The sequence below is a fragment of the Paenibacillus polymyxa genome, assembly GCF_018614975.1.
GTDB classification, from domain to species: Bacteria; Bacillota; Bacilli; order Paenibacillales; family Paenibacillaceae; genus Paenibacillus; species Paenibacillus polymyxa_E.
In genome coordinates this window covers 158,905-171,501 of sequence record NZ_JAGGNR010000012.1, presented here as the reverse complement: position 1 = coordinate 171,501, position 12,597 = coordinate 158,905, and the positions used below count along the sequence as shown (strand labels likewise).

Below are 12,597 nucleotides of genomic sequence, written 5' to 3'. Positions count from 1 at the left end.
GTGCATGTGTGTGGTAAAACCTCACGCACACCCCCGCATAGGGTAGCGTAAAAACGTTATTGTGTCTGTTTACAGCTTCATGCGGCGCATCAGCGGCACACCTATGCGATTCAACAACCGATCAAGTAGCAGCCAGCACCAGCGTCTGCCCCACGAAAGGTGGCGCTCATACACTGCGGAATACTCAAAATCCGCCACAGCACCCCGATTGCGTTTGAACTGCGCCGCCCCGGCGCTCTCATGCAACAGATGGCCGTTCTCGCGAGCCTGTCCGATCAGGCAAGCCGATAACATGCGGTATAGTCCGACGGACTGGGGCACCGCTGTATCGTAACCAAACAGCGGCGTTGTCATGATTCCATTTCGACAGAAATAACCCATCACCGCGTCCAGGCACCCCTCCTTTCGCAGTCCATAGATCCTGAGTGTTCCTGATGCCATCGCAGCAGCAATGAACCGCTCGGTGAACTGGGGATTGTGGTAGGAGTATTTTTCAAGGTATAACAGCTTGTACAGCTCAACGATTCGCGGAATATCCGCATCCGTCATATCTGATTCGGAAACGAATTCGTAATCGTGCTTGGCTAATAATTCGTAATCCCGCTTCAACAGCCAGCGTGACTTCGAGTTGCCAAAATTCGGATCATGCGCTTGATACAAATAGATTTGTCGGCTCGGGATTAATCGGCAGCCCGCTTCCGTTAGCCTCGCCGTTAGATCGGGATGAAGTCCCGGACACAAGGAGCGAAACACAATGACATGCTCAGGGTATCGCTCTTGTACCGCTGCAAGCAAGCATTTTGCCTGTTCACCAGACATGGCTGGATATAGATTGGTGGACAACAACCAGTTGTTCACATGCACAACTTTGTTGATCTGCGATTGCTTCATTCCCCAACCTATTAGACTGAGCAGCACAGAAAGACCCTTTTCCAACACAGGCTTCTGCAACATGGTCAATTCCTGCTTGGCGTAACTCACATAATGCGTATATGGCGAACAGACGTAAGCATTATCATACTCTGTATCATTCACCGTCAGCGGAAGAACGAGATCATCAATCCGGGCGAGCAACAATGTCGTTTCCACGTTGGACATAAAGCGTTGGGTCCCGTCCAGCATCATAGGTTCCAGATAAGCTCTCACATATCTGCCATCCTCCGTATCGGGCCAGTCCATGTCTTTGAACGAATCCTGATCATAAAGACGCACGCGTGCAGCGCGGTTATCATTCCTAACTTCATATGTACCGTCATCGTAGGCCGAGCTGTCTTTCATTCCTTTATTCTTCAACCTTTACTCCCCCATGAGGTAACATCATCTGTTAAACTACCAATTCCAGTTCAATGGCTACCTCTTCATACTCTACACAACACTGTATAGGAAAAAAATGTCGGCATCAAGCTGTTTTGCAGATGAAAAAAAGCCCGTCCAGTACGCCAAATACGCACCGACAGGCTCTCACTATTAATATTAAAGTTTATTCTCAATGGAAGAAACCTGATGATCCGACACCAATTCATTCAGGTTGACAATCAGTTGCTCCAGTTCTTCAAAGCTCTCTACCATCTTTTGTGTCAGGTTACGTTGTTCTTCCATGCTTGCCAGAATCTCTTCTGTCGCTGCACTGGATTCCTCAGTCACACTCGAGATTTCGGAAACCTCATTCACTACTCTGGTGGAAGATTCCTTCATGGTCGCCGAACTAGTCTCAATATCGGTCGCTTGATTCAATACATGCTGAGAGTTGCTGTTGATCGTACGGAACACTTCCTCTGCCGTATGCACGCTATCTCTTCCTTGTTGTAACGAAAGACGAATACGTTCAAATCGATCCGTCAGTGCCTGCGTCTGTCCTTTTAATCGAGACAGGATGGTTGCAATATCACTTGCGGACTGACCCGAGTTTTCTGCCAACTTGCGAACTTCCTCCGATACAACGGCAAACCCGCGTCCATGCTCGCCTGCACGAGCTGCTTCAATGGCTGCATTGAGTGCGAGCAGGTTGGTCTGACTCGCAATATCCGCTATGCTGTTCAGCATAAGCGTCATGGATTCACTTTCCTCGTTGAACTTTCGCATGTCATTTGCAGTTGTATCGATTGTCTCATATAGCTCTTGCATTTGGATGTTTAGCTGGTCCATCTGTGTGCTTCCAGTTCGCGTGCTCGTTGCCATACTTGCGGACAACTCTTTCATCTGCTGGGAATACGAAGCAACGTCCTTGATATGCTGATCCGACACAGACAAGGATTCCGAAATCTCGGCTACACTGGTCGCCTGGAACTCAACACCTTTTGCAACCTCACTGAACCCAAGCGTCACCTCCTTGGTGATGGAGCCAGTCGCATTCACTTTTTGCTTCAATTGATCTGTATAACGTGATAAACCTTCGACCGATTCCTTCACACGCTCCAGCATGATTTCCACTCTTTGCTTAGAATGTTCTACCTCATTCTGGCGTACTTCACTTTCATGGAAGAGCCTTTGATTCAGCTGTGAGACCAGCATCAGAATGGCTCCCGTGAGAGCGAATAGTCCCACATTAACGATATTACCTATTAGCTCAACGGAGTCAACGGTATTTATAACAAATAACTGAAGAACACTGTTGACTAGTAATACCGAAAATCCAACCACAAAAAATTTCTTGTTAGGAAATAACAGTAGAACTGCGGTTATGACCAAACTTAACGCAAAATTGACCGTTCCCCAACCGACATAGACCCCACATATTGTCAGTAATACGGTAATCAGCCATGGAATGTGATGAATATGTTTCTTTTTCGCATTAGCGTATGTAATCCATACTACAAAGATCAGAGCTACTCCATTGGACACAAGTAACTTCGGCATCGTAAAGGCCAGACCCATACCAATGGCAATAATAATCCACAAAATGATACCGATTAATTTGTTCCTTTTCCAAATAATTTCGTCCATACGATTCATGCATACCCCGTCCTTTTATGTAGGTTAAATGTAAGCTGTAGGGCCTTTCTGTACTACATCTAGTAGTCTTTGGTCCTGCTTATGTGCAAATCGCAAATACACAGCGCCTTAACATAGTACATATTAACTTCATAAGTATGAAACCAGCGCTACTTTATGTATATCGGTATTCAACATTTAAAATGAATATGAAATGTAAAATGATATGTAAGCATATCATTTTACAATCAAAAAAAAGATCTGTCTTATGCGTTATAGCGCACAAGACAGGCCTTTTTAGTCGTGAATGGATGTGCAGCAACTGTTACTTTCCGAATACAAGTGTTGTATTGGAGGAGCCTGCATACTTGGTGACGAACTCACGCGCGTAGCTGGCACTCTCTACCTGATAACTGTAATTGGAGCTTGGTCTCCAGTTCGTTTTAGGAGAAGTTGGACTATTAAGCGCTGGTGTACTGCCCGTATCCGTAAACTCACCTTTTCCTTTGTCATCCAGGATGCCACCCTTTTCAGCACCAGCACCAAAGTAGTTGTTTTCGGAATAAATCCGTGCTTTTTCACCAATTGTGATGGCCTGATTAAAGTTGTTTGCATAGTTATTTTTGAGATGGAAGTAACCATATCTTAAAAGTCCAGGACCACGTACATATAAATTTTCGAAGTAATTATTGGACATTGTCACATGAGGTACTCCATTGTAACTGCTGTTACCATCATTCGGATGACCAAGGATAACGCCATACTTATGGTTCGCAAATTTGGAATTGCTAATCGTAATATAGTCGGCGCGATCGCCAATATACAGAAGTTTGTCCAGATCACTACCGCCAGAGTTGTAGCTATGACCAGCAAACGTCACATGATCGATCCAGTAATTGGAGCCTGAAGTGATATACATCTGGATATCGTCATTGGCATTGATATTGGGAGCGTGTTCAAAAGTCAGATTCTGAAAAATGACATTGCTTGAACTGCTTGTGGATCTGAAATGAATATTCGTTAATGTATGTTTGCCAAAGGAACCGACAAGTGTCTTGTTCGCTCCGAATTCAACCTTTTGCAGCGTAGAGGAAGAAATATTCTGTTCAACGACGACAATCTTGGCTGTAGAGCCCGCCATATGTGTTCTCAAGTCATTGAGATTACTAACGTAAACCACCTGTCCGTTCTTGCCACCTGTCGTAGCTGACTTGGATACACCACTTTCATTCTTGGCACTGCCTGCAAAACCAGTCAACCCATTCGTACCTGTGTTCGGATAACTGGCCGCACCATATGTCGACGGGGCTGTGGAGACAGTTAACAACAATAGAGTTACAGCGAGTAAAAGTATCGAAAATTTCTTCAAAATTTCACCATCCTTTATAATATTATCCTCAAAGACAACTCGATTATATCGTGTAACTTTCGTTGTGACAATACAATAATTGCAAAATGACAACAATATTATCTTTTGTGCAACAGCAGATCAGATATAGTGAAAAAACAAAAAAATGAGATCAAGCCACAGCTATTGCCATGACTTCATCCCACCAAAACGAACCTATTCTATTTAATTTTGATTTTCAGTTCACCCTGAAGATATACTGAATTACACACAAACATGAACAATCCAAGATCAACTAATTTACAAATTGCCGGTGACTTCGATCCCGTCAGCCCATTGCAGATGGTGTCTCACCCAAGCTGTGAACTGATCCAAAAACATCCGTAATTCAGGCTCTGCCACCACCTGTTGATCCAGCTCTGATAAATTCCCCACCCACACATCCTTCGTAATCGGATTCTCCCAGCAGGGATCAAGTGCCTTCATCTCTTCTCCAGTTCGCGGGTCAGTTACGGGAAATGCGTGATCCAATGCAGGACGAATGTGGACAAAGTCTTCATTATATATGAACAGCATGTCTTCCATCTCTACTTCAACCGATTCTTCTATGTATAAAGGGCATAAAACAAAACCCACATTTCGCTGCGGACCTTGATACTGATACATGAGCGCAGGAATTGTTCTCTTTGATTTTTTAGCCATATATGCTCCTCCTGTTTCAGGCAAATCTCTTACCGCTCAGAGCCATATTCCCAGCCCATATGTACAACCTCCTTCAGACTTCGTTCGCTCCAGATTGTTGCTTTTGTTCATGCATTTGATGGATTGAACGATCCAACCACAACTCATACCAGTCCAGAAAATGTAATCGATTCGTATTGCCCCAATACTGATCAGGATAGATTCCATTGCGGTTAGCCTGGTCATCAACCCAGATCTCTCCGTAGGAGGCTCCCTTAACAATCAGATTCATGGAGATGCCACAACCAAAATCACTGATGCGCAGCATGCCTGCCGACCATTTTGGATCAAAATATTCGTGTTCCAGCACTTCCCATTCCTCTTCTTCCTTGCTGTCATCGAACCAGTCATAGTTCCAGTTCCATGCTTCCGTGAATTGGAAAGGGTCCGAGACCGCGTTCAGCTCATCGTCATAACCCAGCACAGCGTATACACCGTCATTCGGGTTTTCCAAACCATAATAAGGCCCTCCACCCGTTCCCATATGAAGAAGCCATACCTTATAGTCCTTAGGCAACTCAATTCGCCATTTCTGTTCAAATTGCGCAATATCCTTCTGCGTCCACACAGACGCCAATTCATATTCATGGTTTTCTGCGCCAAACAGCTCCAGATCCGGGTCCAGACTTCGGAGAGTGATCAACTTTTCACGCATACGTTCCAGTTGTACATTATACATGGCTTCCCTTTCTCCCTTCGTTACTCCATTACGTTTGTTCCACGGCGTACCCGCGTTGCTGCAACTCACCCAGTGTGGCTGCCACATCTCGTTCAGGACACAACTGCTTAATCAGTCTGGCGGTCACCGGTTTACCTTCATATACTTCAGCTACGGCTTCCAACGGCAGATTCGGCAAGTCATAGTACCCTTTGGCCCAATCAGCGTAATCTTCCGAGTTCTTATTCAAATATCCCAGCAAAAATTCTGCGCCACCTCTGGCGTCCGCTTTGTCTTCCTCGGCCATCGCCAGCTGAATCCAGTTACCAACCTTCCATGACGAGTCGTTCCCTTCCTGCCATAGACAGAAGGTCACATCCTCCAGATCCAATGTTTCCTCCTGATCTCGCAGAACAGCCATCAACGTCTCCGGCACTTCATCGTACATGCCCGGGTAGATCTCACCATCCTCACGAGCATGCGGACTTAAGGGTGACTCATGATCAAATCCCTTGATCAACGTGCCTGAGTTCGTGAACAAGACATGCAGATGATCACCTGCGCCGTTATTGATGCTTCCCCATGCCACACCTGGTTGAAGTTCAGCTTCATAATGATGAACGCGTAGCCATTCTTCCTCCGAAAAGATGATGTCCAAAGCAGCGAGTATTCTCATTTGTTTACGCAGGGCATCTGCATTCATCATCGTTATCTCGTTCCATTCCTGCATATGAATCCCTCCTGTTCGTATATGTACACTAGATCCGGATTAATTCATCCAGCATGTTATTTCCCTGAATACTTGGTGTCATGACAATGGTGATCCGACTGGCTTCTCTGGAGACGATACACGCATAATTTCCGGGCTTTAACTGAAACAGAACCCCTTCACACGTCTCATCCGGCTCCAATTCACCGCCAGTGACATCATCCGCCGCTCCCAGATAGACGTGCCCAGACGGAACTTGCAGATGATACATCTTGTCCCGTTCCGCTTCGAGATCTGGATCTGAATCCTCCTCTACATCCTCCAGGCTCCATTCCACCTCATACACTCCATCTGTACCCAGATTCAAGAACAGACAATGACCTGCATTCACCTCAGCCAGCTCATCCACTGGAATGGACCACCAGTCCGAAGTATCCTCAAGCCGATGTTTTAACGCTGCCAGATCATACAGGCACAATGTTGCCGTATCTGTAACCATTTGAAATTTTCCTCTCATATTCACCCGTCCCTTCTGTCTGATCCAGGTCTAACCTCAGAAATATATTCCATCATTATATCAAGCCTGATACACGTGTAAAAGGAACCCATGGACCATCTCTGCTTGCGCAACTCTTCATTTCTCCCTCCAAATGGTCGATATAAGCATAACTGACTTTTTTTGAACCTGATGGAGGAAGCCAAGCCATGTCAATTAACAATAGAAAAGAACCCTTTCGTTACACATTGAAGGAACCGATCCACTTTGATATCTATATTCTCAGCATCAACGGGGTTAACGCACCAGCCAAACCCATTCAGGCCGAACTCTGCGATATCAGTCGATCCGGCTGTCAGCTGTCATTTCCGCTATCCCTGCCTGTAGAGAATAACGATATTCGGATTGGAATGAATATGCTGCTTTTTGAAGACCCTCTATATATGGAAGGCACTCTCCGCTGGGGTCAAGAAAAAAATACCTCATGGCACTATGGTGTTCAACTCGAAATGCAGGATGGGAACCAGGACCGTCTCTCCCGAGAGATGCGTATGCTTGCAGGCCAAGGCAAAATTATCGTGAAATAGCCATATAGCCTGATAACAAAAAAACAGCCCAATCAAATTGGACTGTCGCAAGATGAAACTCTTTATGCCACTTTACTAACTGTCGCTGGTTGTTCCATTTTGGACCAGTTCACAGTTTTTTCAAGAACCAGTGAGACCAATACCCCAATGACGAGACCATTGCTTATGATCGGAATGAGATACATGGGTAAGGTTTGAAAGGCCTCCGCAGGAATATTCATGACCGCAACTCCCGTGAGGACCGGCAGCGCTACACGATAGATCGTTTTAGAATTAAACGTTGTACCTTCAAGCGTTCTAAGTGCCGTGCCGAACATCTGAAGATAAGCCACAAACAAAACAGCACTGCCAACGCTTGGTGGTATTTGTGCAAAAAATGCTGTCACTGAAGGTGTAAGACCTATCACACATAACATCCCCGCTCCAATTATCAAGGCAGCACGACGCAGAATGCGAGTACTCTCCAGGAATCCGATCGATGATGCAAATAAACCAAAGGGCAGCACACCTACACAGGCTGACAACATCGTGAACAGACCCGTTAGCGCATAGGAATGCCTATACTGACGGCTTGTTGTTTCTGTCCGGTATAGTTTCTCAACTGTGCTTAATGTGGTGATCGAATTCGTCATGTTCACCAGTCCCACGAAAAATGCAGTAATGACAATACCCGGTTCCCATCTGGGTGCTCCCCACGGGAACAGTTCGAGACCAGCGGGGGCCTGATTCGGCTGTCCGCTATGTTGTCCAGGAAACAATAGACTATAAGCGATCCAGCCTGCCACAATCCCAATCAGGATCGCGTAGTTTCCCAGTTTCCCCCTACCTTTTAATTGAATCCATGCCACCAAAAATGCAATGACAACGGACAATGCGGCGACAGGCAGATTGAAGCGACCAAACTCCGTATATCCAATCATACCTTTGAAAAAATTCATCGTTAATTGAATCGTCATTAGAAACAACATGGCACTCTTCACCATAGGTGTGAACAGCTTTTGCAGCACTTGCGCTGCTCCCAGCCAACCCAGAATCACCATCGTTAGTCCTGCTAACAGAAAACCTGCAGCCAGTCCACCGCCAATACGCTCCAGACTCATACCGGCCGATGAAGCAGATACCGTCAAACTTAGCGTCAATCCCCACCATAACCCTGACGGACCATCCATAATTGCATATCGATGACCAAATACGGCTTGAAGAATACACACTGCTCCGGTAAGGATAAATGCGTGCTGCATCGAGGCAGCTATAGCATCCGGAGACAGATGAAAATTATGTCCAATGGATAGCGGAACAACAACGGTATTGGTAAACAGGAAGAAAAACCACTGTATACCTGCCAAAATTAGTGAAGATACGTCCTTCATATTCTTTTGTAAAAAATGCTCTTGATGTCTGTTCATTCGTTTGGAACATCCTTTCACTGTTCTGTATCATAAATGTATAGCCTTTTCAGACTTGGGTTAATAGTCGTTCCATCTCGGCATACCGATGCCGGCTCGCATGTGCAAGCGGTGTAATCCCGTCCCGATCCGCAATCTTTGGATCTGCACCATATTGTAAAAGCAAGGCAACAATCTGCTGGTGACGCGGCCCACCATCTCCCAAAATGACCGCTTCCAGCAAGGCTGTCCACCCCAGGTTGTTGATATGGTTCACATCCACATCACTGTGTGTCAGCAGAAGCTCCACAATGTCCATATGGCCTCGATCCGCTGCTGGGATAAGAGCTGTGCCGCCAAAACGATTTGTTAACCTCGTATCTGCACCTGCTGTAATCGCCAATTCGACCATGTCATACATACCCTCAGCACTCGCGTATAACAGCAGGTTGTCCAATCGTGCATCCCGAAGATTAATGTCGGCTCCGGCGTCCACTAACATCCTTGCCGTGTCTATCTTGTTACCGTGCACCGCGGCCATCAGAGGTGTCCGCCCCAATGTATCCCGTTCTTTCAACCAGTTACCCTGTTGTGTGATAAATCGAATGACCTCATCGGTATGGCCCGCTTGAGCAGCATCATGTATTGTTCTAACCACGTTATTTTATCCTCCAATTCAAGGTCTTTCTCATGCAGTAATATTTATATAGAAACCAAACCCTGTTAGTCAGGTATGCAAATCTAATGTATGGTAACATAAGATCGTAGTATATTAAAAATACATGTTTTGTTGCCTTTCCATACGAATTACATATACATTGCAGGCGAAGGAGAACAACCACTTGGATATCAAACAATGTCGCTATTTCATTGCCATTGCTGAGGAGAAACAGATTACAGCCGCAGCTCGAAGACTGCACATGGCTCAGCCACCCTTAAGTCAGCAGCTTAAGTTAATGGAAGAAGAGCTTGGCGTGATTCTATTTGAACGCAAAGGACGTATGATGGAGCTAACGCAAGCGGGTCGCAGCTTCTATGATTATGCGGTTACCTTGACCAAATATATGGAGGAAGCTGTAATGGAGATGCAAAGTTTCCGTCACGGCATACGGGGCAAACTCGCCATCGGCATCAATACCATCTCGGATCGCCTGATCCCGCAAGCACTGCAACAGTTTCGCACCACCCACCCACAGGTTACCTATAAAATTCAACAAAATGAATCTGCGCAATTATGCCGATTGCTGGAAGATGGCAAAGTTGAACTTGCCTGTGTACGCATGCCTGTCCAGACTGAACGTTATGAGGTGCTGCATCTGCCACAGGAGCCCCTTTTCTATATTTCTTCAACACCGATTGATAGTCCGACAGAGATGGGACCAGGAACGGAAATGGGGACTTATTTTGAGCAGCTTAGAGGTATCCCTCTACTGCTTCCAAGCACAGAAGGACTCGGTATGTTCGAGCTAATTTTGGACAAGTTTCGGGAGCATCAGGTTACCCCCTCCATCATGGGTGAGTGCTCAGACATTAATATGTTACTCGAGCTGGTCCGACTCGGCTTCGCCAGTTCCATCGTGCCTCACACGGTACTACAGCTATATCACGAGCACCCATTCCACGTATATCGCATCCAGGATCAGCATTCCACGGTCGGTTCGGCGCTGGTCTGGCTGCAGAACCGTTATCTGTCCAAGCCTGCACAACACTTTGTGCAACTGGTGCAGGGTATGCTTCCCGTGTAAAAGGCTATAAACAAAAAAAACAGCAGCTTTACCGGATTACATTCCGGTGAAGCTGCTGTTACATTTTTATGGTTAAGCTTTAGCTGTGAACAACAAGTCTTTTTCTTTGATCGTAGTGCGACCAGCAGACTCAATCGACTCATACTGATGCATATTTGTAATAATGACTGGTGTAATCGTTGTGTAACCGGCTTTTTCGATCTGTTCCCGGTCAAACTCCATCAGTACATCACCTACAGCAACCTTCGCACCTGCTTGAACTTTAGGAGAGAAGAATTGACCTTTCAGCTTCACGGTATCAATCCCGATATGAATCAACATCTCTGCGCCTGTATCACTTACCAGACCAATGGCATGTCCACTCTTCGATAACGAGAACACGGTTCCGTTGATCGGAGATACGACGCGACCTTCAGATGGTTGAATCGCGAATCCTTTACCCATAATCTCTTCAGAGAACGCAGGGTCTGGCACTTCGCTCAGCGGTTTAACTTCACCTGTGATCGGGCTGAATACTTGCTCATCTTGTGCTTTTGCTTCTTCAGTTACAGCAGAAGTTGTTGCTGCTGGTGTTGCCGGCTCAGCGGCTGGTGCAGCTACTGGCTCCGATGCATTTTCTTCTTGGAAGCCCAAGATATACGTAATGATTGCTGCCGCTACGATGGCAATCAAACCACCAACCAAAGCATAAATCAATGTGCTAATTGCTGGACTGACAAATGCCGCAATACTCGGCAGACCTGCAAGTCCTGTAATAACATACGATTTAACATTGAAGATTCCCATGAATGCACCAGCAATAGCACCCCCGCTGAGAGCTGCGATAAATGGTTTTTTGAACTTCATGTTGATACCATACATCGCTGGTTCCGTGATCCCCATAATAGCCGTAAGACCTGTGGAATAGGCCAGGGATTTGGTTTTGCTATTTCTCGATCTGAGACCTACACCAAATGCTGCACCACCTTGTGCCAAGTTAGCTGCAAACATCAGTGGAATAATAAAGTCGTAACCCAGTGTTGTCATTGAACCAACAACGATTGGCAGCAACGCATAGTGCATACCTGTAATGATCAGCAATGACATCGTACCACCAATCAGAATACTTGCGAAGATGGACATGTTGTCGAACAACCATGAGATACCACCGGACAAACCATTACCAAGAACTGTACCCAATGGACCTACTGTCATCAACGTCAGTGGAACCATAATTAACAGGGTAACTGTTGGAACAATGAGTAACTTAAGTGAAGCATGTACAACACGATCAACGGCTTTCTCTACATAGGAAGCAATCCAAACGGCCAGAACAATCGGAATAACTGTAGAAGAATACGTTGCCCCTATGACTGTAATCCCCATGAATGATGAATTGTGACCATCAGCCAGCAATGCTGTAATGGTCGGGTGCATAATGCCTGCTGCAAGCGCTGCGGCAATATACATATTACTACCCAGCTTCCGCGCAGCACTTATTGCTAGAATAATCGGCAAGAAGTAGAAAGCACCATCACCAATCGCGGACAAAATGATATAGGTTGAGCTAGTATCGGACAACCACCCCAGGGCTACCAGGATAGCCACGATCCCTTTGATCATACCTGCACCCGTAATCGCAGGCAGGATTGGTGTAAACATACCGGAAATGAAGTCGAATAATGCACTTATTGGATTTCTCTTTTTCTTTTCTCCAGTTGAAGCACTTGATGATGCATTATCTGCGTTTGGTGATTTGGACATGTTGCCAACGAGTGCGTTATACACGATAGGCACATCGTTACCGATGATAACCTGGAACTGTCCACCGTTCTCCATAACGCCCATCACGCCTGGTGTATTTTTCAGCGTCGCTTTGTCCGCTTTTTTGTTGTCATTGAGGTTGAATCTAAGTCTTGTCATACAGTGTGTGACTTGATCGATATTCTCTTCGCCACCCACAAGCTTCAAAATATCCTTGGACAATTGTTGTGTATCCATTGTGTTTTGCTCCTTTT

The 12,597-nt window shown here is 45.8% G+C and carries 12 protein-coding genes; 2 read left to right on the top strand and 10 right to left on the bottom strand.

All coding sequences use genetic code 11. The features are described 5' to 3' along the window. Window positions 1–69: 69 nt before the first annotated feature. The 7 genes from J7E78_RS11685 to J7E78_RS11655 form a co-directional block, all read right to left on the bottom strand. Window positions 70–1,293 (bottom strand): GNAT family N-acetyltransferase, encoded by a 1,224-nt coding sequence (locus J7E78_RS11685; RefSeq protein ID WP_215076356.1) that lies wholly within the window; start codon window positions 1,291–1,293, stop codon window positions 70–72. A 180-nt stretch (window positions 1,294–1,473) separates the two neighbouring features. Continuing rightward, window positions 1,474–2,952 (bottom strand): methyl-accepting chemotaxis protein, encoded by a 1,479-nt coding sequence (locus J7E78_RS11680; RefSeq protein ID WP_215076355.1) that lies wholly within the window; start codon window positions 2,950–2,952, stop codon window positions 1,474–1,476. A 304-nt stretch (window positions 2,953–3,256) separates the two neighbouring features. Then, a complete protein-coding gene (locus J7E78_RS11675; protein WP_215076354.1) occupies window positions 3,257–4,300 on the bottom strand; it encodes a pectate lyase family protein in 1,044 nt (347 codons plus the stop codon). A 279-nt stretch (window positions 4,301–4,579) separates the two neighbouring features. Further along, complete coding sequence (locus J7E78_RS11670) at window positions 4,580–4,981, bottom strand: hypothetical protein (protein ID WP_215076353.1); 402 nt, start codon at window positions 4,979–4,981, stop codon at window positions 4,580–4,582. A 73-nt stretch (window positions 4,982–5,054) separates the two neighbouring features. Continuing rightward, window positions 5,055–5,699, bottom strand: a complete 645-nt coding sequence (locus J7E78_RS11665; RefSeq protein WP_215076352.1) for an SMI1/KNR4 family protein — start codon at window positions 5,697–5,699, stop codon at window positions 5,055–5,057. 28 nt (window positions 5,700–5,727) lie between these two features. Then, the gene (locus tag J7E78_RS11660) at window positions 5,728–6,408 is read right to left on the bottom strand and encodes a hypothetical protein (protein WP_215076351.1); all 681 of its coding nucleotides are present in this window, start codon (window positions 6,406–6,408) and stop codon (window positions 5,728–5,730) included. A gap of 28 nt (window positions 6,409–6,436) precedes the next feature. After that, the gene (locus J7E78_RS11655) at window positions 6,437–6,904 is read right to left on the bottom strand and encodes a DUF6386 family protein (protein WP_251034980.1); all 468 of its coding nucleotides are present in this window, start codon (window positions 6,902–6,904) and stop codon (window positions 6,437–6,439) included. A 188-nt stretch (window positions 6,905–7,092) separates the two neighbouring features. Here J7E78_RS11655 and J7E78_RS11650 point away from each other — a divergent pair, with 188 nt between their 5' ends. Next, entirely contained in the window at window positions 7,093–7,470 is a 378-nt protein-coding gene (locus tag J7E78_RS11650) for a PilZ domain-containing protein (RefSeq protein WP_215076349.1), read from the top strand. Window positions 7,471–7,532: 62 nt separating this feature from the next. On the opposite strand, the gene J7E78_RS11645 is transcribed toward J7E78_RS11650, so the two are convergent. Both J7E78_RS11645 and J7E78_RS11640 read right to left on the bottom strand, forming a co-directional pair. After that, entirely contained in the window at window positions 7,533–8,876 is a 1,344-nt protein-coding gene (locus tag J7E78_RS11645; RefSeq protein WP_251034979.1) for a uracil/xanthine transporter, read from the bottom strand. A 49-nt stretch (window positions 8,877–8,925) separates the two neighbouring features. Then, on the bottom strand, window positions 8,926–9,513 hold the full coding sequence (locus J7E78_RS11640) for an ankyrin repeat domain-containing protein (RefSeq protein ID WP_215076348.1): 588 nt from the start codon (window positions 9,511–9,513) through the stop codon (window positions 8,926–8,928). Between the two features lie 184 nt (window positions 9,514–9,697). Here J7E78_RS11640 and J7E78_RS11635 point away from each other — a divergent pair, with 184 nt between their 5' ends. Beyond that, entirely contained in the window at window positions 9,698–10,600 is a 903-nt protein-coding gene (locus J7E78_RS11635) for a LysR family transcriptional regulator (RefSeq protein WP_215076347.1), read from the top strand. A 72-nt stretch (window positions 10,601–10,672) separates the two neighbouring features. Here the strand turns inward: J7E78_RS11635 and J7E78_RS11630 are convergent, their stop codons facing one another. Next, entirely contained in the window at window positions 10,673–12,580 is a 1,908-nt protein-coding gene (locus J7E78_RS11630) for a beta-glucoside-specific PTS transporter subunit IIABC (RefSeq protein WP_215076346.1), read from the bottom strand. Window positions 12,581–12,597 lie beyond the last annotated feature (17 nt).

What these genes read in the sequence shown, in the direction of transcription:
- J7E78_RS11650 (WP_215076349.1), top strand. Translation starts at nt 7,093, where the DNA reads ATGTCAATTAACAATAGAAAAGAACCCTTTCGTTACACATTGAAGGAA.
- J7E78_RS11660 (WP_215076351.1), bottom strand. Translation starts at nt 6,408, where the DNA reads ATGCAGGAATGGAACGAGATAACGATGATGAATGCAGATGCCCTGCGT.
- J7E78_RS11665 (WP_215076352.1), bottom strand. Translation starts at nt 5,699, where the DNA reads ATGTATAATGTACAACTGGAACGTATGCGTGAAAAGTTGATCACTCTC.
- J7E78_RS11655 (WP_251034980.1), bottom strand. Translation starts at nt 6,904, where the DNA reads ATGAGAGGAAAATTTCAAATGGTTACAGATACGGCAACATTGTGCCTG.
- J7E78_RS11630 (WP_215076346.1), bottom strand. Translation starts at nt 12,580, where the DNA reads ATGGATACACAACAATTGTCCAAGGATATTTTGAAGCTTGTGGGTGGC.
- J7E78_RS11645 (WP_251034979.1), bottom strand. Translation starts at nt 8,876, where the DNA reads ATGAACAGACATCAAGAGCATTTTTTACAAAAGAATATGAAGGACGTA.
- J7E78_RS11680 (WP_215076355.1), bottom strand. Translation starts at nt 2,952, where the DNA reads ATGAATCGTATGGACGAAATTATTTGGAAAAGGAACAAATTAATCGGT.
- J7E78_RS11670 (WP_215076353.1), bottom strand. Translation starts at nt 4,981, where the DNA reads ATGGCTAAAAAATCAAAGAGAACAATTCCTGCGCTCATGTATCAGTAT.